The sequence below is a fragment of the Pseudoalteromonas sp. PAST1 genome (genome assembly GCF_021532515.1).
In the GTDB taxonomy this organism is placed as follows: domain Bacteria; phylum Pseudomonadota; class Gammaproteobacteria; order Enterobacterales; family Alteromonadaceae; genus Pseudoalteromonas; species Pseudoalteromonas simplex.
This window is the reverse complement of sequence record NZ_JAKGBH010000002.1, coordinates 17574-41764: the sequence shown is the minus strand read 5'-3', so window position 1 is coordinate 41764 and position 24191 is coordinate 17574. Positions and strand designations below refer to the sequence as shown.

Genomic DNA, 24191 nt, shown 5'->3' with positions numbered 1-24191 from the left:
TTTCACTAAGTCAATTACTGTATTTGCCATTGTTTTCCTTTATTATGTCTAGCTTATATCCAACCAAAGAGCATTAAGGTCATTAAATGAGCAAAACCTGGGGCATAATGATGCTAAGCGTACTTAGCGCACCATCGTTCGCCGAAACTGAACTGACACACAATTTTTGTGGCACTTCAATGCAAACCAGAGCTTGGCAACCGCTCCCTGGCCTTGAACTTAATACGATCGATATCAAATCCGATGATATTGAACTATTGGGTACCCAAAGCGCAGAATTTACCGGTAATGTAGATATTAACACCCTAACGATGAATTTGTCCGCACAAAGTGCACTGATTGACAAACAACGTGGGTTACTTAATGCAACCGGTCCTATCGTTTATCGCGATAAAGTAAGCCAAATTAATAGCTCTGGACTCAATGCAGATTTAAACAATTCTGAATTGAGCTTGCTAGGCGCAGACTATAAGTTTACTGATCAACTTGGTCATGGCGGCGCAGAAAAACTAACAGTTAATGAGTCTGGCCTAAACCTGATGAACGCAAGCTTTACTACCTGTCCGGGTGAAACACCTGTGTGGGCCATCGAAGCTGACGAAATCGACTTATCAAGAGAAGAAGGTTGGGGCGAAACACATAATACTGTGCTTAGAGTGCTTGATACCCCAGTACTTTATGTTCCTTATTTTACTTTCCCATTAGATGACCGTCGTAAGTCAGGTTTACTAACACCTAATTTCTCGAGCTCAGGCCGCTATGGTATCGAAACCATTACTCCTTATTACTGGAATATTGCACCAAATTACGACGCGACTATAACACCGCGCTATATGTCTAAACGCGGTTTACAAATGATTGGGGAGTTTCGTTACTTAACTGAGCAAAATAATGGCTTAGTTGCTGTTGAGTACCTAGACAAAGATGACGAAGAGCCAAATGTAGACTCTCGTTACCTGTTCCACTGGCAACAGCAAAGTTATTTAGGTGAAAACTGGCGTGCTAATATCGACATAACAAACGTCAGTGATGATAACTACTTAACCGATTTAAACTCTGGTTATGCGACTCGCACCGATACTCAGTTGTACCGCACCGGCTCTCTAACCCACTTAGGTGACACTTGGCGCACCAATATCAAGTTGCAAAGTTTTGAAGTACTTGGTGATCACCGTGAATCATATGCGGCGCTGCCACAAATTAGTTTTTCGCAAACTGATGCATATGATTTTTATGGCATTGATTTAACCCTTGATGGTGAGCTCAGTTATTTCACTAATGATGAAGCTGTAATTGATGAAGCAAGCCGTGTTCATATAGAGCCTAAAGCAAGTTTTGGTTACCAAGAATACGCATGGTCATTTTTATCTGAGTTCAGCTTATTACATACTGAATACAACCAACATGGTGACTTAGCTGGTACCGAGTTTGATGAAAATGTCACTCGAACCCTACCTAAAGTGCGTTTATACAGCCAATTAAATTTTGAGCGTGATACTGCATTTTTCTTTAAAGATGGTATTCAAACTCTTGAACCACAAATTCAGTACTTATATACGCCAAATAAAGACCAATCAAATATTGGTCTTTACGATACAGCAAAATTACAAGACGATTTCTTTGGCTTATTTAGAGATCGCCGTTTTTCAAGTATCGACCGGATAGCAACTGCAAACCAATTTACGTTAGGTGCAACAACACGCTTATTTAGTAGTGAAAATGAAGAAGTATTTAACTTCAGTGCCGGACAAATTTTTTATTTAAGTAATGATGCCAAGCCTACATCACAAGGTATCGACTCCGACACTAACTACAATGCCTTGTTTGCAGCGCAAACCATGTTACATTGGCACCGTCGTTGGTATTTATCAGGTGGTATCCAGTACGACACTGATGGTAAAGAAATTATTCAGTCAAATATCACCTTAGATTATAAAGGTGACGATAAACAGCTCGTGCAATTGAACCATCGCTATGCAAATGATGTCTCAGGCAATACAATCGAGCAAGTTGGTCTATTTACCAGCATTCCGCTATCAGAAGATTGGCAGTTTGTTGGCAGCTACCACCGTGATTTAGAGAGCGGTCGTAGTATTGAGGTTTTCAGCGGTCTTCAGTATGAATCATGCTGTTGGGCGTTTCAAATCACAGGCCGTCGTCAAATCGAAACTGATTTGAACCAGGCGATTGGTCAAGAGCAAGCAACCTTTGACACAAGTATTGGTTTCAATATTGTGTTAAAAGGGCTTGGAAGCAAAAGCCGTTATGATGCACAAAAATTATTACAACAAGGTATTTTTGGCTATCGTAGACCGTATTTTCTTAATAACTAGTACCGCAGTACTATTAGCAAGAGTATTAGAAAAAGTATGAATTTAAAAAAATTATTTGCATCAGCATTATTAACAGTTGGCCTATGCCAAAGCGTTTTCGCAAAACCAGTTGAAATTGACAAAGTGGTGGGCGTTGTTAACCAAGGTGTTATCTTACAAAGTGAAGTAGACACCATTGTTAATCGCGTAAAGACTCAGGCTGCAGAGCAAGGTCAAGAATTACCTTCTGATGATACACTGCGAATTCAAGCCATTGAGCGTTTAGTTAGCCAAGAACTAATGATGCAACTTGCTGAGCGTATGGGTCTTGAGATTTCAGACTCGCAATTAGACCAAACTTTAGAAAATATGGCGCGTGAGCAAGGTGGCAGTATTGCTGACTTACGTAGGACAATTGAAGCGGCTGGAGACAGCTACCCTGCATATCGCGAAGAAATCCGTAAAGAGATCACCACGCAACAAGTAACTCGCATGAACGTGGATCGCCGTATTTATATCAGTACGCAAGAAATTGATAACCTGTTAAAAATCATGGAAACACAAGGTAAAAATGCCGAAGAATATGACATTGGCCATATCTTGATTGATATTCCTAGTGATGCTACTGCGGATGAAATTGCGAGCGCTAAAACGCGAGCTGAGAAAGTTATTGAGTTTTTAAAAGAAGGCAAAGAGTTCAAGCGTATTGCTATTTCATCTTCAAGCGGCTCAAAGGCACTTGAGGGTGGTCAGCTTGGTTGGATGAGCATCAACGAAATGCCATCGCTATTCGCAGAAGCTGTAAAAGGTCATAAAAAAGATGACATTGTTGGTCCGCTTCGTTCAGGTGCTGGTTTCCACATCATCAAAGTGCAAGATGTTCGTGGTCGTCAAGTTGTTGAAACAACAGAAGTTCGTTCACGCCATATCTTAGTTAAACCATCAATTATTTTAAGCGAAGAAAAAGCGCGTGACATGCTTAAAGGCTTTGCAAAAGATCTTCGTGATGGTAAAGCTGACTTTGCAGAACTTGCTAAAGAGTACTCTGAAGATCCAGGTTCAGCACTAAAAGGTGGTGAGTACGACTGGACTGACCCAAGCACCTATGTACCAGAGTTTAAGAATACCTTGCTTTCTCTAGATAAAAATGAAATCAGTGAGCCATTCAGAACTCAGTTTGGTTGGCACATTGTACAGCTACTTGATAAGCGTGTAGCAGATAAAACAGAGCAAGCTAAACGTAATCGCGCTCACCAACTACTGTTTAATCGTAAATTTAAAGAAGAAAGTTTCAACTGGCAGCAAGAAATGCGTGAGCAAGCACACGTTGATATTTTCCCAACAGAATAATAATTATGACCATTAGAATTGCAATTACCCCAGGTGAGCCAGCTGGTATTGGCCCTGATTTACTTATCAAGTTAGCGCAGCACCAGTGGGATGCCCAACTGGTGGTGATTGCTGATGGCGCGTTATTAAAACAGCGCGCTAAGTTGCTTGGTTTAGATATCAATTTAATTGACTTCGATGATAGCCAAGCACCAAGCATTGCCCCTGCAGGCAGCGTTTACTTACACCAAGTAGATTTAGGCACAGACGTTGAAGTGGGCGTACTTAATGACGCTAACGGTCAATATGTGTTGGATACACTGCGCATTGCCAGTGAAAAAAATATGGATGGTACTTTTGCTGCTGTTGTTACAGGCCCAGTTCATAAAGGGATTATCAACAAAGCGGGGATTTCGTTCAGCGGTCACACAGAATATTTTGCACAGCAATCAAATACTGCCGATGTAGTGATGTTGTTAGCAACTGAAGGCTTGCGCGTGGCACTTGTTACGACCCATATACCACTTGCTTATGTATCGCGCGCAATCACCGTTGAGCGTTTAAGCAAAGTAGCCACAATATTAAATCATGACTTACAAACAAAGTTTGGCATTGAAAAACCACGCATTCTCGTATGTGGCTTAAACCCACATGCCGGCGAAGATGGTCATTTAGGCACTGAAGAAATTGACACTATAACGCCAACTCTTGAGCTATTAAATAACCAAGGTATGAACTTAATTGGCCCATTGCCTGCTGATACCCTATTCCAAGATAAATATCTTTCGCAAGCAGATGCAGTGCTTGCAATGTATCACGATCAGGGATTACCTGTGCTAAAATACAAAGGTTTCGGCAATTCGGTCAACATCACTCTTGGCCTGCCATTTATTCGCACCTCAGTAGATCACGGCACGGCTCTCGATTTAGCCGGCACAGGTACTGCTGATGTAGGTAGTTTTGAATTAGCGATCCGCGAAGCAATTAAGCTCGCCCATGAAAAAGCGCAGAATCAATGACAGATAAAGTACATTTAGGACACCGCGCGCGTAAGCGTTTTGGTCAAAACTTTTTAAACGATGACATGATCATCGACAAAATCGTCACGGCCATTGATCCTAAACCTGAAGATAATTTAGTAGAAATCGGCCCGGGTCTTGGTGCTATCACTGAGCCAGTCGCTGATTTAAGTGGCCACCTAACGGTTGTTGAGTTAGATAAAGACTTAGCAGAACGTTTAACGAGCCACCCATTCTTAGGGCCAAAGTTAACAGTGCATCAAGGCGATGCAATGAAGTTCGACTTTAGCTCTTTGATCAAGTCAGACGAAAAATTAAAGATTTTTGGTAACTTACCTTACAATGTTTCGACCCCGCTGTTATTCCATTTATTTGAATTTGCAGACAATGTTGAGCATATGCACTTTATGCTGCAAAAAGAAGTAGTTAAACGTATGGTCGCAGGCCCAGGCAGCAAAGCTTTTGGCCGCTTGAGTGTAATGACACAATATTACTGTCACGCAATGCCAGTGATTGATGTGCCACCAGAGTGCTTTAAGCCAGCCCCTAAGGTCGATTCAGCAGTAATTCGTTTGATCCCTAAAAAGCCTGAACAGCGTTCAGCTAAAAGTACAAAACTTCTTAACACAGTATGCTTAGAAGCCTTTAATCAGCGCCGTAAGACTCTGCGTAATAGTTTATCTAACTTACTTACAGCTGAAGAACTAACAAGCATCGGCATTGATATCACGCTGCGTGCTGAAAGCCTGTCTTTACAACAATTTATTGATATAGCTAATTGGATTTATGACAACAAGCAGTAATCTAGGTTCTCCAATTAAGGTGTCGGTTGAGACCTTCTACGTAGAAGGTCAATCAGAGCCTGAACAAGATAAATACGTTTTTGCTTATTCTATCACCATTAAAAACCACAGTTTATGCAGTGCTAAGCTTTTGAGCCGTTATTGGTTAATTACTGATGCTAACGGCAAAGAAGTGGAAGTACAAGGTGAAGGTGTTGTTGGTGAAACCCCAACCATTGCCCCAGGTGAAAGCTACAAATACACCAGTGGCGCTGTGCTTGATACCCCAGTTGGGACAATGCAAGGTCATTACACCATGCGTAACGAATTTGGGACTGAATTCGAAGCACCAATCGAGGTGTTTCGTTTAGCTCGCCCAAACATATTGCACTAAATAACGATGGCTGATTATGCAATTGGTGATTTACAGGGGTGTTATAGTGAATTTGATGCGTTATTGAAACGGGTCAACTTCAACCCAAGCCAAGATCACCTTTACTTAGTCGGCGATATAGTCGCTCGAGGTCCTGACTCACTCGCCTGTCTCGAGCGTCTTCATACTATGCAAGGCAGTGTAACTATTACCCTTGGTAATCATGATTTACACCTTATCGCTTGTCATTATCTAAATAAACCTGCAAACCCCAAAGATAAGCTGGCCGATGTTTTTAATAGTCCAAAACGCGCTGAATATATTCATTTTTTACAGCAACAGCCATTAGCTATTTGGCTTGAACGCTATAACATGCTGATAAGTCATGCTGGCCTAAATCCTAGCTGGTCAATAAAAAAAGCATTGAAACGTGCTAGTTTTGCCCAACAATGCTATCAAGGAGCTGATGCAACTCATTACTTCGCCAATATGTACGATCCCCATCCGTTACAGTGGCAATCGAATTTAAGTAGTGAAGCTAAATTTCGCTATATTGTTAATTATTTCACTCGGATGCGGTTCGTAAACCTTACAGGTGAACTCGATTTTGCAAACAAAACCAGTATTAGTGAAGACAGCTCAATAATACCTTGGTTCGATCACCCTGATATTTCTAAGTTAAAACAGCATATTGCATTTGGCCACTGGGCTGCTTTAGAAGGTAAAGTCAAACAAGAAAACATCCACGCACTTGATACAGGCTGTGTTTGGGGTGGCGCAATGACCCTAATGGAACTCAACACAAAAGACTATTTCGTCGAAAAATCCCACTCTTTTATCTAAATAAACTGAAAAATAGCTGAACATCTGTTAGATTTATAACAATTAAAATAAATTTAATTTAAAGCTAATTAAATTTAAATACTTAACTAATTGGCAACCTTGCCGATAAGTGTTGATTAGTACTATTTTCTGGAATTGCATATGAACTTGACCGTTAGACAGCGCATTTGGGGTGGCTTTATTGTTATTACGTTACTCCTGCTTTTTATTGGTGGTAACTCGTTGGTAAAAATTACCAACATAGATCAATCAACACAGCGAGTTAACCAGCTTTCGCTGCCAGCTCTCGATAAGAGTTATGAGTTACAGGTTGAATTTATTTTAATGAGTAAGTCAGCTCAGGCAAGTTTTTATACTAGTGCGCAAGATGAACTGGCGACATTAAGAAAAAATTTCAACCAACAAAAAAAACGATATGATAATTCCTACCAAGAGCTTCAACAAATTGTTAGCAACGATCCAAAGCTAAAACAAAGCAGCCAACAAGTTGAGCAAACTTATAAGCGCTTTGTTAAGTCTGTCGACAACCTGTTTGCAGATAAACAAACTCAACTTGAGCTAAATAAAACACTACGCACCCAGCTTGAAAACATCGAAATCAGTGCTGAAGATGCAAATTCAGTGGTGCTTGATATTATTGATATAGATGGACTTGAAGAAAACCATTCACGTGCTTATCAAGCCGCCAATAACATGGAAAACAACTTCCAATCAGTCGTCACTAACAGCACTGATATGCTAACGGTGAAAACTCTCAACACATTAGACATCGTAAAAAATGAACAGGTTTATTACTTAGAAGAAGTTGAGCGTAGTTTAGGGCTCATTCGCCCAGCAATTATTGATAATAACGCCGGTTTGTATAATGATTTAAACGGCTACTTTGAAACGCTTTCAGATAATGTTCGTGGTAATAACAGTTTATCTGCAAATAAAAAACGTTTAATTGATGCAATTGCTAAAACAGAAGCTGAATTAGCAAACGCAGAAAACTCTACTAGTGAAGCATTAAAGCAATTAAAAGAACTAGTTGACCAAGCTACAGTGCTGGCTTTTGACTTGCAGCAAGATGTCAGCGGTAATGTCTCAACAGCAACTATTTGGACTTGGGTTGCCATGGTGATTGCTACTTTAATTGCTATCATCGTTGCTGCTGTGACTGTTAATCGTATAACCAAGCCCCTTTCTGAAGTAAACCGTATCCTTGATATCGTGGCAAGCGGTGACATGACACAGCGTCTTGACGACTCAGCTAAAGACGAGTTCGGTGAACTATCACGTAGCTGTAATACGCTAATTGAAAGTTTGCGTACGCTTATCCAAGGTATAATCTCTCGCTCTACACAGCTAGCTGCTGCTTCTGAAGAGACATCGGCAATCACTGAAGAATCTAGCCAAGCTATACGTAATCAACAAGCACAGGTTGAACAAGCGGCAACGGCAACAACTGAGATGAGCAGTACATCACAAGCGGTAAGTAGCAGTGCTCAACAAGCTCTTAGTGAAATAAAGAACGCTGACAAAGAAGCAGATCGTGTCAAAGGCATTTCATCACAAAATAAAGCAACCATTGAGCAACTAGCTCGTGAAGTCGATGATGCATCGCAAGTTATCAACCAACTTCATAAAGACAGCGCTTCAATCGGTGGCATTTTAGATGTTATTCGTGGCATTGCTGAGCAAACCAACCTACTTGCGCTTAATGCAGCCATTGAAGCAGCCCGTGCCGGTGAACAAGGCCGAGGCTTTGCCGTAGTTGCTGATGAAGTACGCTCTCTAGCAAGCAAGACTCAAGAGTCGACCCAAGAGATCCAAGCAATGATTGAATCGCTTCAGGTTGGCGCTGAGGCTGCTGTATCGGCTATGTCGAAAGGTAAGCAACAAGCTGAGTCGTGCGTTGAGCAATCAGACCTTGCAAACACGGCCCTTGATTCAATCACTGCTGCCGTTGCACAGGCTCATAACGTAAGTGAAGAGATTTCAACAGCCGCTCACGAACAACAGCAAGTATCTCAAGAGATCAGTGAACGTTTAGAGTCGATTGTAGCAATCGCAGAGCAAACAGCTGAAGGTGCAAACCAAACTAATATCTCAAGCTCTGAAGTAGCAAAACTGGCTGAAGAACTGCGTTTATCGGTAGATGCGTTTAAAGTATAGTAAGCTACAAGCTAATGAAGAATAGAAGCCGTGTTTGTGAAAGCAAACGCGGTTTTTTTATAGTAATTCTTAACGAGGTTAACAGCTGGCTTTTGATTCAGTCTTATTGTGAATAACTAAAATGTGCTGATGGTTAAAAAACAAAAAACCCAGCCGGAGCTGGGTTTTTAAAACGATTAGTCAAAAGAACTTACTTCTTTTTAACTGCTTTTTTGTTTGGAAGGTCAGTGATTGAACCTTCGAAGATTTCAGCAGCTAGACCGATTGATTCGTTTAATGTTGGGTGAGCGTGAATAGTTAACGCTAGGTCTTCACCGTCTGCGCCCATTTCAACTGCTAAGCCGATTTCACCTAGCATTTCACCTGCGTTGATACCAACCATAGCACCACCGATAACACGACCTGAGTCTTTATCGAAGATTAGCTTAGTTTGACCTTCAGTACGTGCTGAAGCGATCGCACGACCAGAAGCAGCCCAAGGGAATACAGCAGTTTCGATGCTTAATCCTTGCTCTTTAGCTTCTTTCTCAGTTACACCAACCCATGCGATTTCTGGATCTGTGTATGCGATTGAAGGAATGCACTTAGGATCGAAGAAGTGTTTCTGACCAGAGATAACTTCTGCAGCAACGTGAGCTTCGTGAACCGCTTTGTGTGCAAGCATTGGTTGACCAACGATATCACCGATAGCGAAGATGTGATCAACGTTTGTTTTAAGTTGCTTATCAACATTGATGAAACCACGCTCATCAACGTTAACGCCTGCTTTATCAGCGTCAAGTAATTTACCGTTAGGTGTACGACCTACAGCTACAAGCACTTTGTCGTAACGTACTGCGTCAGCTGGTGCGTTTTTGCCTTCGAATGAAACGTATAGACCGTCTTCTTTCGCTTCAACGCCAACAACTTTAGTAGAAAGCATTACGTTGAACTTGTTCTTAACGTATTTTTGGTAGATCTTGATAACGTCTTTATCAGCTGCTGGTACTAATTGATCAGCAAACTCAACTACGTCGATTTCAGAACCTAGTGCACGGTATACAGTACCCATTTCAAGACCGATGATACCACCACCTAAAACTAGTAGTTTCTCAGGAACGTCTTTAAGCTCTAGCGCACCAGTTGAGTCAATTACACGGTCATCTTCAGGGATGAAAGGTAAGTTAACAGGTTGAGAACCCGCTGCAATAATAGCATTGTCAAAAGTGATTGTTGTTGTACCGTCTTCACCTTCAACAGCAAGTGTGTTGCTACCAGTGAATTTACCGTAGCCGCTAACTACTTTCACTTTACGCATTTTAGCCATGCCGTCTAGGCCGCCAGTTAGTTGACCGATAACAGACTCTTTCCAAGAACGGATTTTGTCTAGGTCGATTTCAGGCTTGCCAAAAGTAACGCCGTGAGATGACATTTCAGCTGCGTCATCGATCACTTTAGCTACGTGTAAAAGTGCTTTTGAAGGAATACAACCCACATTTAGACATACACCGCCTAATGTGTTGCGAGATTCTACCAGTGTAACTTCTAAGCCCAAGTCAGCAGCACGGAAAGCCGCAGAATAACCACCAGGACCACCGCCTAGTACAACAACTTGAGTTTTTAATTCGTTGCTCATGCTATTACCTTAAATGTTTGAACGGGACACTGCCCCTAAGTTTAACTGCCATGTTTCTGCAAGGCAGAAAGGGAGAGCAGATATCTATACCAAGATTGTTCTATGGCAAAGATTGTATCATTGCCAATGGTAAAAATCCCAGCAAAAAACAACTTGCTGGGATTTGATTCTTATAATTTACGAGACGATTACATCACTAGTTGACGAATATCGCTCATGTAGCTTGCTAGCGTCACAGTAAAGCGTGCTGCTAGGGCACCGTCAATAACCCTATGGTCGTATGACATTGATAATGGAACCATTAATTTAGGTTCAAACTCTTTGCCATTCCACTTAGGTTTCATTTCTGACTTAGATACACCCAAGATAGCAACTTCTGGCGCATTCACAATTGGCGTGAACGCTGTACCACCGATACCACCAAGGCTTGAGATTGTGAAACAACCGCCTTGCATATCAGATGAAGTTAGCTTGCCGTCACGTGCTTTCTTAGAAATATCCATTAACTCACGAGAAAGTTCAATGATGCCTTTCTTATCAACATCTTTGAACACTGGAACAACTAGACCATTTGGCGTATCAACTGCAACACCGATATTGATGTATTTCTTCAAGATTAAGCTTTCGCCGTCTTCAGACAGTGAAGAGTTAAACGTTGGGAATTCAGCCAATGCTTTCGCCGCTGCTTTCATTACAAATACAAGTGGTGTGATTTTAACACCCAGCTTTTTCTTTTCAGCAAGTGCGTTTTGCTCTTTACGGAATGCTTCAAGGCTTGTGATATCAGCTTCGTCAAACTGTGTAACATGTGGGATTTGCACCCAGTTACGGTGTAAGTTAGCACCTGATAGCTTCTGGATACGAGAAAGTTTCTTCTCTTCAATTTCACCAAACTTAGCAAAATCAACCTTAGGCCAAGGGATAAGACCTAACTCACCGCCACCGGCATTACCTTTACCTGCAGATAGCTGACCTGACTCAACTTTCTTCACAAGGTCTTTCACGTAGTTTTGTACGTCTTCTTTCACAACACGATTCTTACGACCCGTGCCTTTTACGTTTGCTAGGTTAATACCAAACTCACGCGCTAAACGACGAACAACAGGCGATGCATGTGCATACGCTTTGTTATCTGCAAAACCTTCGTTGCTTGCAGGTGCTGCTGCAGGCTTTTCAGCCGCAGGCGCTTTTGCTGCAGGAGCAGGCGCTGCTTCAGCTTTTGCAGGAGCAGGTGCCGCTGCAGTTGGTGCACTACCCGCTACTTCAAATACAAAGATAAGTGAGCCAGTTGATACTTTATCCCCAGCTGCTACTTTGATTTCTTTAACAGTACCGGCAAATGGTGCTGGTACTTCCATTGATGCTTTATCGCCTTCAACGTTTAAGATTGATTGATCTTCTTCAACCTTATCGCCAACAGCAACCATCACTTCGGTTACTTCAACTTCGTCACCACCGATATCAGGCACGTTTACTTCTTTAGTGCTTGATGCCGCTGCTGCCGGCGCTGCTTCAGCTGGTGCTGATTCTGCAGCTGGCGCTTCTGAACCGCTTGAAGCTGTTTCAAAAACGAAGATTAGAGAGCCCGTTTTCACTTTATCGCCAGTCGCGATTTTGATCTCTTTAACCGTACCCGCGATTGGAGCAGGCACTTCCATTGATGCTTTATCGCCTTCAACGCTTAATAAAGATTGCTCTTCTTCAACCGTGTCACCTACCGCAACCATGATTTCAGTTACTTCAACTTCATCATCGCCGATATCTGGCACAGTTACTTCCTGCACAGCAGAAGCTGCAGGCGCAGCTGCTGGAGCTGGCGCTTCTTCTTTAACCTCAGCAGGAGCCGCAGCTTGTTCTTCACCTTCGAAGATCATGATAAGTGAACCGGTCGTTACCGTATCACCTTCAGCTACTTTAATTTCTTTAACCGTACCTGCTTGTGCAGCAGGTACTTCCATTGATGCTTTGTCGCCTTCAACCGTTAATAACGATTGGTCAACCTCAACCTTATCACCAACGCTAACAAGGATTTCGGTTACTTCAACTTCATCGCCACCGATATCTGGTACATTAATTTCAATACTCATTGGAACCTCTTATGCGTATAGCGGGTTAACTTTGTTTGTGTCGATGTCGAATTTCTTGATTGCTTCAACAACCACTGACTTCTCAACTTCACCACGTTTAGCAAGCTCAGATAGTGTTGCAACCACAACATAACCAGCATTCACTTCAAAGTGACGGCGTAAGTTTTCACGGCTATCAGAACGACCGTAACCATCAGTACCTAACACTTTGTAGTTGCTGCTTGGTACGAATGAACGAACTTGTTCTGCGTAGTTCTTCATGTAGTCTGTTGCTGCAACAGTCACGGCATCAGTTAATGCGTTCGTGATATAAGCAGTCTTTTGCTCTGCTTCTGGGTTAAGCATGTTAAAACGCTCAGCGTCTTGACCGTCACGAGTTAACTCGTTGAATGATGTTACAGAGAATACATCTGAACCGATACCATACTCTTCGCTCAGGATTTGTGCCGCTTTACGCACTTCAATCATGATAGTACCTGAACCTAGTAACTGTACTTTCGCTTTATCGCCAGCCACAGTTTCAAGTTTATAGATACCTTTACGAATACCTTCTTCAGCGCCTTCTGGCATTGCCGGTTGATGGTAGTTTTCGTTCATTAGCGTTAGGTAATAGAACACGTTTTCTTGATCTTCACCGTACATGCGACGGATACCGTCTTGCATGATTACCGCTACTTCGTATGCGAATGTCGGATCATAAGAAATACAGTTAGGAACCGTGTTAGCAAGAATGTGGCTGTGACCATCTTCGTGCTGTAAACCTTCACCGTTTAGTGTAGTACGACCTGCCGTAGCACCTAGTAAGAAACCACGTGCTTGTTGGTCACCGGCCATCCACGCCATATCACCTACACGTTGGAAACCAAACATTGAGTAGTAGATGTAGAATGGGATCATTGGTAAATCGTTAGTGCTGTATGATGTTGCAGCAGCAACCCATGATGACATTGCACCTAACTCGTTGATACCTTCTTGTAGTACCTGACCTGATGTTGCTTCTTTATAGTAAGAAACGATGTCGCGGTCTTGCGGAGTGTAGTTTTGGCCATGCGGGTTATAAATACCGATTTGACGGAATAAACCTTCCATACCGAATGTACGCGCTTCATCAGCGATGATAGGAACGATGTTTTTACCAATGCCTTTGTCTTTTAGTAACACATTAAGTGCACGTACAAAGCCCATTGTTGTAGAGATGTCACGTTTTTGCTCTTCAAGTAGTGGCTTGAACGCGTCAACTTCTGGCAATGTTAAGCTTTCAGAAAACTTAGGAATACGCTTAGGTGTGTAACCTTGTAGCGCTTCACGACGTGCGTGAAGATACTTGTACTCTTCAGAACCCTCTTCAAGAGTAAGATATGGCAAGTCTTTAATTTCTTCATCAGAAACTAAATCTTGTAGACCTAAACGTGAACGTAGGTGCTCAACGTGGGTCATGTCCATTTTCTTAACTTGGTGCGCGATGTTTTTACCTTCAGCCGCTTCACCCATGCCGTAACCTTTTACAGTTTTAGCTAGGATCACAGTCGGACGATCTTTGGTTTCTTCCGCTTTTTTGAATGCAGCGTAAAGTTTTGAAGGCTCATGACCACCACGCTTAAGTGCGAAGATTTCTTCATCAGTCATATCAGCAACAAGTGCTGCTGTTTCTGGGTAACGACCGAAGAAGTGCTCACGAACATATGCACCGTCTTTTGCTTTATATGTTTGGTAATCACCGTCAATAGTTTCGTTCATTAACTGCAGTAATTTACCTGATGTATCTTTAGCAAGTAGGATATCCCAACCACTACCCCATACAACTTTAATCACGTTCCAGCCTGCACCTTTGAATAGGCCTTCAAGCTCTTGAATGATCTTACCGTTACCCATTACTGGGCCATCTAAACGCTGTAGGTTACAGTTGATTAGATAACATAGGTTATCTAGCTTCTCACGCGCAGCGAATGAGATTGCACCACGTGATTCTGGCTCATCCATCTCACCGTCACCTAAGAAAGCGTATACACGTTGGTTTTTAGTGTCTTTTAAGCCACGACCGTCTAGGTATTTTAAGAAACGAGCTTGGTAGATTGAAGCAATTGGACCAAGACCCATAGATACCGTAGGGAACTGCCAAAATTCAGGCATTAACTTAGGGTGTGGGTATGAAGGAAGACCTTTACCATCAACTTCTTGACGGAAGTTATCAAGCTGCTCAGCAGTTAACCGACCTTCAACAAATGCACGGGCATAGATACCTGGAGAAATGTGACCTTGGTAATAAACTAAATCACCGCCATCAACATCGTTTGGTGCTTTGAAGAAGTGGTTAAAACATACTTCATAGAATGCAGCTGAAGACTGGTAAGACGCCATATGGCCGCCTAAGTCTAGATCTTTTTTCGACGCGCGTAATACGATCATGATCGCATTCCAACGAATGATTGAACGAATACGACGTTCAATGTTTACGTCACCTGGGTAAGCAGGTTCTTGATCTACCGGAATGGTATTAACGTAGTTAGTGGTTGTGCCAGTAGGCATATCAACACCGTCTAAACGGGCTTGCTCTAACACTTGCTCAAGTAAGAATTGAGCACGTTCAACACCTTCTTCACGCACAACAGACTCAAGGGCTTGTAACCACTCTTGTGTTTCTAGCGCGTCTACGTCAATTTTATTGACTTCAGACATATGGAGGTTTCCTTATGTTTAAAATACTAATTATTTTAATAAATCTTAAAATTAAGTAGTTAACTAAACTTAGCTAATCACTTGCTTAATGTTGTTTGGTGCGTCTTAAACTACGTTCAATCCGCGAATGCTCTTTGCCAGCCTCAAGTAAGGCTTCTTCGATAAAGGCTAAGTGAGCATTACTAGCAAGGCGTGCTTGCTCTGGGTTTCCTTCAATAACCGCATCCATCAACAGTCGTCTATGTTCTGCGAGCTGCTGGCTGATCTGTGGTTTTTTTAACAGTACAGTTAAATTCTGTAATACATTTTGCTCTAGCAAGGCCTGCATACCACGTACTAAATGTAGCAGTACAACGTTATGAGACGCTTCTGCCACACTAAAATGGAATGCATTAATTGCTTTTGCTTTTTGCACAATGTCGTCATTAACGAGCGCAATGTTGTCAAAGCTTTGTTTTACTTTTTTGAAATCATTCGTTGTGCCGCGCATAGCTGCATAATATGCCGCAATTCCTTCAAGGGCATGACGAAATTCAAGTAAATCAAATTGTGACTCTGGATGCTTACTAATCAAATCAAAAAGCGGATCAGTGAGCCCCTCTTCAAGCTGATTTTTTACGAACGTTCCGCCACCTTGGCGACGCGTTACTAACCCCTTGGCCTCTAGCTTTTGAATCGCCTCACGCAGTGAAGGTCGCGATACTTCAAATTGTTTCGCTAATTCACGTTCAGGAGGCAGCTTTTCGCCTGGTGCCAACGACCCCTCAAGAATCATATTCTCAAGTTGTTGTAAAATTACATCAGATAATTTTGCTGCTTTAATCTTTAAAGACATTTATTAACGTCCGCATTGTTATGCGCTAACCCCATAAATATCGGGTATTTAGCCTTGTGCTTTGACCAACAAGGTAAATTGGTCATACCAAATTTGTCGCATACGTTATCAAAAACCCGTATTTCTGTCAATTTCACTACGTTCAGCGCCTAGTTACACCCTAACGTAATTCGTCTAAAGATTAAACAGTATGGATTAAAGTGGCTTTTTCTGAAGGAAAAAACAATAAAAAATAAATGGTCAGACCAGATTGAGCGGCAAAAGCTTTTAGAGGTCAGGTTTTCGGTGTTAGTTGAATTGAGTAGCTTTGTAGCAGCGGGGTTACCCCGCGTCGTTGAATTGAGTACTGAAAAATATTCGAAGTAGGATGCACTTCAATGCTGAAAAAATCAGAACTCAATCGAAGTGCATTAGTAGAGCAATTAATGAATAAAGTTATACAACAAGCTTTACTCTTTCAACTCGCTAACTTTACACACTACGCCAAACCACCAAATAAGGTAAGCGCTGCGATGATCACTAAAAAGAACAATACATTTCGTTTTACAAGCTTCATCATGCAAGTAGCTTCATAAGTACAACCAAAATGTTGTTGCTCTATTTGCTCAGCGGCAAGTGCGGTTTGCGTAACAACTTTACGGTTACTCACTGAAAAGTCGAGCACATACTTGAGCCAACAACTGGTGCCTTTATTAAAGTTACCAATCACTAAATAACCAAAGCTTGCAACTCGTGCAGGTAACCAATCAAGCCAAAACAGTAAGCTATGGATCAGTTTAAAACGCTTAGCGTACGCCACTTTATAGTCGTCTCTGACTTTATCAGCAAAAGTTCGAACTAGCGCATAAAGAACCGCGCCAGGCACACCTAAAACCACAAACCAAAAAATGACTGCGCAATAAAAGCGAAAGTTAAGCCAAGCTAAAGTCTGACCAAAAGTCTCACCTTGAGGCTCATCTTCTGTTTTCTTTTGCCCCATTTGTAATGCATATAAGGTCGCCGCCTCTTGATCGTTGCGGGTTAAGGCATTTAAGTAAGATTTATATAAAGCACGTTGTTTAGCACAGCCAAAACATACCAGCAGCGCAGTAATATTCACTGCCAGCTGCCAAATAATAAAATCAGAGAGTTGATAGACTAAACCTGCGGCAACGACAGGCAACATTAACCAAATCAAAAAGCCAATTGGCGAATTAAATAAGCCTTTTTCTGAGAGTTGTTTTTGCGAGTGTTTAAGATATCTATTGGCATAAAAACCGATTTGCCAATAATCTGCTCGAGCTCCTAAACGCTCAATCACCAAAGCAATAATTATTGAAATTAAGATCATGCCTTTACCTATATCCTTTAACTAAAACACTAAATCAAAATAGTATTGCCAATCAAAACTCGCACCTGGGTCAGTTTTTCTGCCCGGTGCAATATCACAATGGCCAACAATGCGCGAACGGTTTATCTCAGGGTACTTTGCCATCAACGCCTTAGTCACTAAGTGTAATGCATTATATTGGGCTTGGGTATACGCTTTGGTGTCTGTACCTTCAAGCTCAATGCCCACGCTAAAATCATTACAGCGCTCTCTACCTTCAAACGTTGAGATACCGGCGTGCCAAGCTCGTTTCTCAAAAGGCACGTACTGAATAACTTCACCGTTACGACGAATAAAGCAATGTGCTGACACTCTTAAGCCTTTTAAATCAGCAAAGCTTTCATGCGCCGTACAATCAATTGTTCCCATGAACAAATCATCAACAAAAGGCGTTGCAAACTGCCCTGCTGGCAATGAAATATTATGAATAACAAGTAATGATACCTCGCCTTCTGGGCGTTCATCGTAATGTGTACAGGGCCTTTGTAACACATCGTTTAATTGACCCAATTCATTTATATGCATATTAAAAACTAACGATGACAATAAAGTTAAATAGTGTAAAGGGTTAAAATCTCAGGGTCTAGTTGCTTTGATTCAATCACTTAAAGTAACAGTGGGGATACTTTACTGTAGCCAATCTTTGTCTTCTATTGAGGGGTTAAACATAGTAAAATTTCGCCAATTTATTAATAAACAATGAGCTTTCGACATGTCAGTCCCACACACATTAATTAGCCAACTGGTAAAACTTGCCCTTGATGAAGATTTAAATTACCAAAGCGCAAATGACGGTGATATTACCGCGCAACTAATTCCAGAAAACGAGCGAGCCAATGCCAAGGTAATTACCCGTGAAGACTGCGTATTTTGTGGTAAAGACATTATTTTAGAAGTATTTAAGCAAGTCGACCCTACAGTAAACGTTGAAGTACTTGTAAATGACGGCGACAAAGTAGCTGCAAATAGCACACTTTTTACAGCATCAGGCTCAGCTCGCGCAATTTTAACTGCAGAGCGCACAGCCCTTAACTTTGTACAAACACTCTCAGGTACAGCAACAACAACTGCTCATTACGTAAAAGAGCTTGAGGGCACGACTACGCAGTTACTCGACACACGTAAAACAATTCCAGGTTTACGTGCGCTACAAAAATACGCTGTAAAATGTGGCGGCGGCGCGAATCATCGCATCGGTTTGTTTGATGCGTTCTTAATTAAAGAAAACCACATCGCTGCCTGTGGCGGTATTGATAAAGCAGTAGCTCAAGCAAAAATCAATCACCCTACAAAACCAGTTGAGGTTGAGGTGGAGTCACTTGATGAGCTTGAGCAAGCAATCACAGCAGGTGCTGATATCATCATGCTTGATAACTTTACAGTCGAACAAATTCAACAAGCAGTCGTGCTGACAGACAAGCGAGCAAAGCTCGAAGTATCTGGCAACATGACACTCGAAACCTTAAAAACCTATTCGCAGGCTGGCGTTGACTTTATTTCAAGTGGCGCACTTACAAAAAATTTACAATCAATCGACCTTTCAATGCGTTTTAGTGCTTAAAAATAGCTAGCCACGTATTTAATGCTTACCTAATCCGTTGACAACGAAATAAAAAAAGCATTAAATACGTACAAAGCTTGTAATAGTAACAAAAAACAAACATTTATACGGCAAAATATCACTCTTTAGTATGTCTGCACCCTAGGCTCTTACACACATTTTAGTTTCACTCATCAAAGTATTAGCAAGGATGCCATATCAAACAGTGCAATAATTGAATTAGCTTGACCTGTCTCAAACTAAAGTAGGAAAGTTCTGAAAAAACCTCTAGCTAACAGGAAAATAGCTTTCAAAATCATTGAATAATGCTAAAGTTAATTAATGTTTTCAGAACATGGGAAGTTCTAAGAGTTTTATGTTATCAATCAAGCTTTATTAAAGAAGTTTTAATTAAAACTGTAAGATTTATCCTGTAAATTGAGCCTTGGTTTACAACGCTGAAGTTACAGCTAAACTTACAAAATCATCATATCCTTTAGGAGAGGAACAAATGACACAACAAAACCAACAGGGTTTCACCCTAATTGAATTAATGATTGTAGTTGCAATCATCGGTATTCTTGCTGCAGTAGCACTTCCTGCTTATCAAGATTATACAAAACGCGCACACGTTAGTGAAGGTATTACACTTGGCGCTTCGGCAAAAGCAGCTGTAACTGAATATTATGTTTCTGAAGCGGATTGGCCTGCAGACAATACTGCAGCAGGGATGCCTGTTTCTACCACAATCACAGGTAACGCTGTTACTAGTGTAGAAGTTGATGACGGAGTAATCACTGTAACTTACAACGATAAAGTTGAAAGTGGAAAAACGGTTGTATTTACACCAAGTGTTGCGGGCACAGGCTCTATCAAATGGACATGTAACGCTGGTACTGTAGATGCTAAATACCTACCTTCTAACTGCCGTGGTAGCTAGTTTTAAATCTAGGGGCTTTAACGAAGCCCCTAAAAACCTCATTAAGCTGTTAAGTTTAACCCCCGCATTATTCACAATAAGTATATTTTTATTTTCCGTATATTCTCCAAATTTATACGACTCAAAACGAATTATTCAAATATTTTTTTTATTCATCATAACTACAACCTTTATCTTTATCCCTTTAAAACTTTCTATATATAAAGTTTATTTTATAATATTTCTTTTGACTTGTGCCATTCTATCAATCAATAACTTTAATATTGAAACTATTTTATATTTATTGCATTACATTTTTCTATTTAGCTTCATAGCTTTAGGAGCTAAGATAAAAAAAGAATTAAAAACAACCTTCTTAAGTATATTTCTTTTAAACTTAGCATTAATTTCATGCTCTATCCTAAATTTATCCATATACGCATTTTTTGAAAATACAGTTAAAGCCGATGATATTATATATGGATTTAATAATATTAGATTTTTTAACCAATTCCAGACCCTATCTTTTCCTGTACTAATATACTTTTTAAACAACAATAAAATCTCGAGAATAGTTTTTTTTATTCTATTTTTAAATATCACACTCCTACTTATAACGGGTGCACGGGGCGCCATTGTATCTTGCATGATAATAACTTTATTAGGCGTTAACTTAAGAGCTATTAACCAAGAAAAAGGTAAAACCATATTAAAAGCCACGCTATCAGCCCTAATACTATTTTGCTTATATAGCTTTTTTATTGAATCAGATCAAACAATAGGCTATACATTTAGAGCATCAAGCTCTTCTCGTATCGAGATTTGGTTAGATTTAATAAGGAGCTTGAGTATAAATGAATTTTTTTTAGGTAATGGCATTGGTAGCTATATAAATTATAACTTTGGTGTTCGACACCCTCACAATAGCATTCTTCAATTGGTATATGAACTTGGTGTCATTCCTGCATTTGTCATTGTGGGATTTGTGTTAAGAGTAATCTACAAAAGTATAAAAAATAATAGAGATGGTGAAGTTTCGGAAGAACACCAAACTTGCCTACTTGCACTTATAAGCATGCTCATACTTTCTTTTTTTTCAGGCGTGATTGTTATGCCAATCCCACAAACATTTGTGTTAATATTTTTTGGTGTACTGATTAGTAACTCGGAAAATGCAGGTTCTAGAAGTGAAATTTTTATCGGTGGGTATTTTTTGAAGATTATACTTACATTAATTCTGCTAATATATTTAGCTTCTGCTTTTATAACCTATAAATGTAAAGACAATAGCTTTCTAGGACCAAATTATTGGGCGCATGGCCAGTTTACCATAGAGTATTGCAATTTTTCTTTTTAGGATTTCTAATGACTAAACAACATAACAATCAAAGCTTAGACACCTTTCAGTGGATAGGTGTTAACTCACGAGGTAAAAAGCTTGAAGGTGAGCTGTCAGGTCAAAGCATAGCCTTAGTCAAAGCACAACTCAGAAAGCAAGGTATCACTCCTTCTAAAGTAAAACGCAAAGCAAAACCGTTATTTGGCATTAAATCTGTTCAAAAAATTACGCCAAAAGATATTGCCTTAATTACACGACAGATTGCCACTATGCTGATGGCTGGTGTTCCCCTAATCCAAACTATTGAGATGATCGGGAGCGGTACAAAAAATAAAAGTATTACTAAATTAATGGAAGGCATAGGTGATGAAGTCAAAGCCGGTGTGCCACTTTCTCAAGCGCTCCGTAAACATCCGCGCTATTTTGATGATTTATATTGCGACTTAGTGGCCTCAGGTGAACAGTCGGGTGCCCTTGATAAAATTTTTGACCGTGTTGCGCTTTATAAAGAAAAGGCCGAAGCATTAAAATCGAAAATTAAAAAGGCCATGTTTTATCCTATTGCGGTTTTGGTGGTCGCAGTCATTGTAACTTCTATTCTACTTATATTTGTAGTGCCACAATTCCAAGATATCTTTAATGGCTTTGGAGCTGAGTTGCCGGGCTTTACGTTAATGGTGATTGGTATTTCAGAGTTCATGCAGGAATATTGGTGGATAATTCTAATTGCAATTATCGCCGCAGGTTTTGCTTATAAAGAAGCTCTATTAAAAAGTAAAAAACTCCGAGATGCTAACGATAGAGCCATATTAAAACTCCCCGTTATTGGTATGATTTTGAATAAAGCGGCGGTTGCGCGTTACGCTCGTACTTTATCAACTACGTTTGCTGCTGGTGTACCTCTGGTTGATGCACTTGACTCTGCTGCGGGTGCTTCTGGTAATGCGGTTTATCGCTATGCAATTTTAGAAATTAAAGCAGAAGTGAGCTCAGGTAATTTAATGAACTGGGCAATGCGTAACTCTAAAATATTCCCCGATATGGTGATCCAAATGGTAGCCATTGGTGAAGAGTCTGGCTCACTTGATGGCATGCTTGCTAAAGTCGCAACTATTTATGAGCAAGAGGTTGATGATGCCGTTGACGGTTTATCAAGCTTACTTGAACCACTCATTATGGCTGTATTAGGTGTGCTGGTTGGTGGTTTAATTGTTGCTATGTACTTGCCTATATTCCAGTTAGGGTCGGTGATTTAACACATGGCTGTAAGCAAAACTCAAAACGCTAGTTGATAACTTGCTACATAAAATAAATAATAAAAACAGTTCAACACAGCGAAATAAATTCGGCCTCTAAATGGTCAGATGTTAGGTATTTTAATGGAAAACTTTTTTCTTGATATAACCACTGCGATGCAAAGTCAGCAGTGGTTTTATTTTTTAACTGTGGGCTTAGTAAGCCTATGTATTGGTAGCTTTTTAAATGTGGTGATTTATCGTTTGCCACTGATGATGAAAAGAGAATGGCAAACTGAATGCCGTATTGTATTGGCCGATGAGCTCAATTCAAAACAGCAAGCAGAACAAGCTCCCTTTAATTTAGTAAAACCTAATTCAACCTGCCCAAAATGCAAGGCTCCGATTAAAGCTTGGCAAAATATCCCTGTGCTAAGTTGGCTATTATTAAAAGGTCGCTGCGCAAATTGCCAATCACCAATATCTGTACGCTACCCTATTGTGGAAATGCTCACAGCAGTTTTAAGCATAATTGTCGCTGTAATTTTTGGCCCAACTAAGCTTGCTCTACTTTATATATTTATTACTTGGATTTTAGTAGCTTTGACCTTTATCGATATAGATCACATGTTACTACCCGACCAACTAACCCTTCCTTTAGTATGGTTGGCACTGATTGCAGCCACTATGGATATTACCATTGCTCCAAGCGACGCTATTATTGGCGCTGCAATTGGCTACTTAAGCTTGTGGAGTGTCTACTGGCTATTCAAGTTAGCCACAGGTAAAGAGGGTATGGGATATGGCGACTTTAAACTATTAGCTGTGTTTGGTGCGCTATTAGGTTGGCAAGATATTTTAACCATAGTGCTGTTATCAAGTGTCGTTGGTGCCATCATCGGCATTGCGCAAATCATTATTCAAGGTAAAGATAAAACTACGCCAATTCCATTTGGACCCTACCTTGCCATTGCCGGTTGGCTAACCTTGCTTTGGGGTGAGCAAATTCAAGCTTACTACTTTAATTATTTGGGCTACTGATTATGGCAAACTGGGTTTTAGGGCTAACTGGCGGTATTGGTTCAGGGAAAAGTGCAATAAGCGCCATGTTTGAAGAGCTTGGCATTCAAGTGGTTGATGCTGATATCGTGGCTAGAGAGGTCGTTGAGCCAGGTTCAACGGGACTTGAAAAAATTACTGAACACTTTGGTGATGAGATACTCACTACTGATGGCAGCCTTGATCGTGCAAAACTAAGAGCAATTATCTTTGCTGATGAATCACAAAAGCAATGGCTAAATAATTTATTGCATCCGCTTATTAGAGAGTCAATGCTCGCTCAATTACAGCAAGCCACCAGCCAATATGTAATATTAGTTGCGCCTCTACTTTTTGAAAATGGCCTAGATCAATTCTGTGATCATACTCTATTGATAGATGTTCCTGTTGAAGTGCAAATAACGAGAACCACAGCTCGAGACAATATCTCTGTTGAATTAGCTAAGCAAATCATCGCTTCACAAATGCCAAGAGCAGATAAGCAACAAAAAGCGACAGATACATTAGATAATAACCGCCTTCTTTCTGAGGTAAAAATTGATGTACAAAAGTTGCATGAGAAATACCTGACTTTAATTTAACGATATTATTGATTTAAATACTTATTTTTGTAAAAAAGCAGCCACAGAAAAACAATACCAAAGTACCAATTAACTAGCTAAACATTTGAGTTTATGGTTAATTTATTTTGCAATTTTTCCA

At 40.6% G+C, this 24191-nt stretch carries 19 protein-coding genes; 13 read left to right on the top strand and 6 right to left on the bottom strand.

From position 1 onward, the window contains the following. Positions 1–86 precede the first annotated feature (86 nt). The 7 genes from lptD to L1272_RS01055 all read left to right on the top strand — a co-directional run bounded on the left by lptD (position 87) and on the right by L1272_RS01055 (position 8815). Positions 87–2333 (top strand): LPS assembly protein LptD, encoded by a 2247-nt coding sequence (gene lptD / locus L1272_RS01085; protein ID WP_235372592.1) that lies wholly within the window; start codon positions 87–89, stop codon positions 2331–2333. A 36-nt stretch (positions 2334–2369) separates the two neighbouring features. Continuing rightward, positions 2370–3662: a peptidylprolyl isomerase SurA gene (gene surA, locus L1272_RS01080; protein WP_138601738.1), complete on the top strand. Its 1293-nt coding sequence runs from the start codon at positions 2370–2372 to the stop codon at positions 3660–3662. 5 nt (positions 3663–3667) lie between these two features. Continuing rightward, entirely contained in the window at positions 3668–4660 is a 993-nt protein-coding gene (pdxA, locus tag L1272_RS01075) for a 4-hydroxythreonine-4-phosphate dehydrogenase PdxA (protein ID WP_054550998.1), read from the top strand. Next, positions 4657–5463 (top strand): 16S rRNA (adenine(1518)-N(6)/adenine(1519)-N(6))-dimethyltransferase RsmA, encoded by an 807-nt coding sequence (gene rsmA / locus L1272_RS01070; RefSeq protein WP_054550997.1) that lies wholly within the window; start codon positions 4657–4659, stop codon positions 5461–5463. Before pdxA ends, rsmA begins: the two co-directional genes overlap by 4 nt. Next, a complete protein-coding gene (gene apaG, locus L1272_RS01065; protein WP_054550996.1) occupies positions 5447–5836 on the top strand; it encodes a Co2+/Mg2+ efflux protein ApaG in 390 nt (129 codons plus the stop codon). Before rsmA ends, apaG begins: the two co-directional genes overlap by 17 nt. A gap of 6 nt (positions 5837–5842) precedes the next feature. After that, entirely contained in the window at positions 5843–6658 is an 816-nt protein-coding gene (locus tag L1272_RS01060) for a symmetrical bis(5'-nucleosyl)-tetraphosphatase (RefSeq protein ID WP_054550995.1), read from the top strand. 141 nt (positions 6659–6799) lie between these two features. Then, positions 6800–8815, top strand: coding sequence for a methyl-accepting chemotaxis protein (locus L1272_RS01055; protein ID WP_138601742.1), 2016 nt, complete (start codon positions 6800–6802; stop codon positions 8813–8815). Positions 8816–9005: 190 nt separating this feature from the next. On the opposite strand, the gene lpdA is transcribed toward L1272_RS01055, so the two are convergent. The 6 genes from lpdA to ampD all read right to left on the bottom strand — a co-directional run bounded on the left by lpdA (position 9006) and on the right by ampD (position 17922). Then, complete coding sequence (gene lpdA, locus L1272_RS01050) at positions 9006–10430, bottom strand: dihydrolipoyl dehydrogenase (protein WP_194441848.1); 1425 nt, start codon at positions 10428–10430, stop codon at positions 9006–9008. 188 nt (positions 10431–10618) lie between these two features. Further along, complete coding sequence (gene aceF / locus L1272_RS01045) at positions 10619–12517, bottom strand: pyruvate dehydrogenase complex dihydrolipoyllysine-residue acetyltransferase (RefSeq protein WP_235372591.1); 1899 nt, start codon at positions 12515–12517, stop codon at positions 10619–10621. 9 nt (positions 12518–12526) lie between these two features. Then, positions 12527–15193, bottom strand: coding sequence for a pyruvate dehydrogenase (acetyl-transferring), homodimeric type (aceE, locus tag L1272_RS01040; RefSeq protein WP_062566172.1), 2667 nt, complete (start codon positions 15191–15193; stop codon positions 12527–12529). An 85-nt stretch (positions 15194–15278) separates the two neighbouring features. Further along, entirely contained in the window at positions 15279–16028 is a 750-nt protein-coding gene (pdhR, locus tag L1272_RS01035) for a pyruvate dehydrogenase complex transcriptional repressor PdhR (protein WP_036965924.1), read from the bottom strand. 478 nt (positions 16029–16506) lie between these two features. Continuing rightward, complete coding sequence (gene ampE, locus L1272_RS01030; RefSeq protein ID WP_235372590.1) at positions 16507–17358, bottom strand: beta-lactamase regulator AmpE; 852 nt, start codon at positions 17356–17358, stop codon at positions 16507–16509. 21 nt (positions 17359–17379) lie between these two features. Next, a complete protein-coding gene (ampD, locus tag L1272_RS01025; RefSeq protein WP_235372589.1) occupies positions 17380–17922 on the bottom strand; it encodes a 1,6-anhydro-N-acetylmuramyl-L-alanine amidase AmpD in 543 nt (180 codons plus the stop codon). 187 nt (positions 17923–18109) lie between these two features. On the opposite strand from ampD, the gene nadC reads away from it, so the two are divergent. The 6 genes from nadC (at position 18110) to coaE (ending at position 24070) form a co-directional block, all read left to right on the top strand. Continuing rightward, the gene (gene nadC, locus L1272_RS01020) at positions 18110–18958 is read left to right on the top strand and encodes a carboxylating nicotinate-nucleotide diphosphorylase (RefSeq protein WP_235372588.1); all 849 of its coding nucleotides are present in this window, start codon (positions 18110–18112) and stop codon (positions 18956–18958) included. Positions 18959–19448: 490 nt separating this feature from the next. Continuing rightward, on the top strand, positions 19449–19877 hold the full coding sequence (locus L1272_RS01015) for a pilin (RefSeq protein ID WP_235372587.1): 429 nt from the start codon (positions 19449–19451) through the stop codon (positions 19875–19877). Next, a complete protein-coding gene (locus tag L1272_RS01010) occupies positions 19840–21213 on the top strand; it encodes an O-antigen ligase family protein (protein ID WP_235372586.1) in 1374 nt (457 codons plus the stop codon). The genes L1272_RS01015 and L1272_RS01010 overlap by 38 nt, the downstream gene beginning before the upstream one ends. An 8-nt stretch (positions 21214–21221) precedes the next feature. Further along, positions 21222–22451, top strand: coding sequence for a type II secretion system F family protein (locus tag L1272_RS01005; protein WP_235372585.1), 1230 nt, complete (start codon positions 21222–21224; stop codon positions 22449–22451). 123 nt (positions 22452–22574) lie between these two features. Then, complete coding sequence (locus L1272_RS01000) at positions 22575–23471, top strand: prepilin peptidase (RefSeq protein ID WP_290440844.1); 897 nt, start codon at positions 22575–22577, stop codon at positions 23469–23471. 2 nt (positions 23472–23473) lie between these two features. After that, positions 23474–24070, top strand: coding sequence for a dephospho-CoA kinase (gene coaE / locus L1272_RS00995; protein ID WP_235372584.1), 597 nt, complete (start codon positions 23474–23476; stop codon positions 24068–24070). The last annotated feature ends 121 nt before the right edge of the window (positions 24071–24191 follow it).

What these genes read in the sequence shown, in the direction of transcription:
- apaG (WP_054550996.1), top strand. Translation starts at nt 5,447, where the DNA reads ATGACAACAAGCAGTAATCTAGGTTCTCCAATTAAGGTGTCGGTTGAG.
- rsmA (WP_054550997.1), top strand. Translation starts at nt 4,657, where the DNA reads ATGACAGATAAAGTACATTTAGGACACCGCGCGCGTAAGCGTTTTGGT.
- aceF (WP_235372591.1), bottom strand. Translation starts at nt 12,517, where the DNA reads ATGAGTATTGAAATTAATGTACCAGATATCGGTGGCGATGAAGTTGAA.
- L1272_RS01010 (WP_235372586.1), top strand. Translation starts at nt 19,840, where the DNA reads ATGCTAAATACCTACCTTCTAACTGCCGTGGTAGCTAGTTTTAAATCT.
- surA (WP_138601738.1), top strand. Translation starts at nt 2,370, where the DNA reads ATGAATTTAAAAAAATTATTTGCATCAGCATTATTAACAGTTGGCCTA.
- ampD (WP_235372589.1), bottom strand. Translation starts at nt 17,922, where the DNA reads ATGCATATAAATGAATTGGGTCAATTAAACGATGTGTTACAAAGGCCC.
- nadC (WP_235372588.1), top strand. Translation starts at nt 18,110, where the DNA reads ATGTCAGTCCCACACACATTAATTAGCCAACTGGTAAAACTTGCCCTT.
- aceE (WP_062566172.1), bottom strand. Translation starts at nt 15,193, where the DNA reads ATGTCTGAAGTCAATAAAATTGACGTAGACGCGCTAGAAACACAAGAG.
- lptD (WP_235372592.1), top strand. Translation starts at nt 87, where the DNA reads ATGAGCAAAACCTGGGGCATAATGATGCTAAGCGTACTTAGCGCACCA.
- coaE (WP_235372584.1), top strand. Translation starts at nt 23,474, where the DNA reads ATGGCAAACTGGGTTTTAGGGCTAACTGGCGGTATTGGTTCAGGGAAA.
- pdhR (WP_036965924.1), bottom strand. Translation starts at nt 16,028, where the DNA reads ATGTCTTTAAAGATTAAAGCAGCAAAATTATCTGATGTAATTTTACAA.
- L1272_RS01015 (WP_235372587.1), top strand. Translation starts at nt 19,449, where the DNA reads ATGACACAACAAAACCAACAGGGTTTCACCCTAATTGAATTAATGATT.
- pdxA (WP_054550998.1), top strand. Translation starts at nt 3,668, where the DNA reads ATGACCATTAGAATTGCAATTACCCCAGGTGAGCCAGCTGGTATTGGC.
- ampE (WP_235372590.1), bottom strand. Translation starts at nt 17,358, where the DNA reads ATGATCTTAATTTCAATAATTATTGCTTTGGTGATTGAGCGTTTAGGA.
- L1272_RS01055 (WP_138601742.1), top strand. Translation starts at nt 6,800, where the DNA reads ATGAACTTGACCGTTAGACAGCGCATTTGGGGTGGCTTTATTGTTATT.
- L1272_RS01060 (WP_054550995.1), top strand. Translation starts at nt 5,843, where the DNA reads ATGGCTGATTATGCAATTGGTGATTTACAGGGGTGTTATAGTGAATTT.
- L1272_RS01000 (WP_290440844.1), top strand. Translation starts at nt 22,575, where the DNA reads ATGGAAAACTTTTTTCTTGATATAACCACTGCGATGCAAAGTCAGCAG.
- L1272_RS01005 (WP_235372585.1), top strand. Translation starts at nt 21,222, where the DNA reads ATGACTAAACAACATAACAATCAAAGCTTAGACACCTTTCAGTGGATA.
- lpdA (WP_194441848.1), bottom strand. Translation starts at nt 10,430, where the DNA reads ATGAGCAACGAATTAAAAACTCAAGTTGTTGTACTAGGCGGTGGTCCT.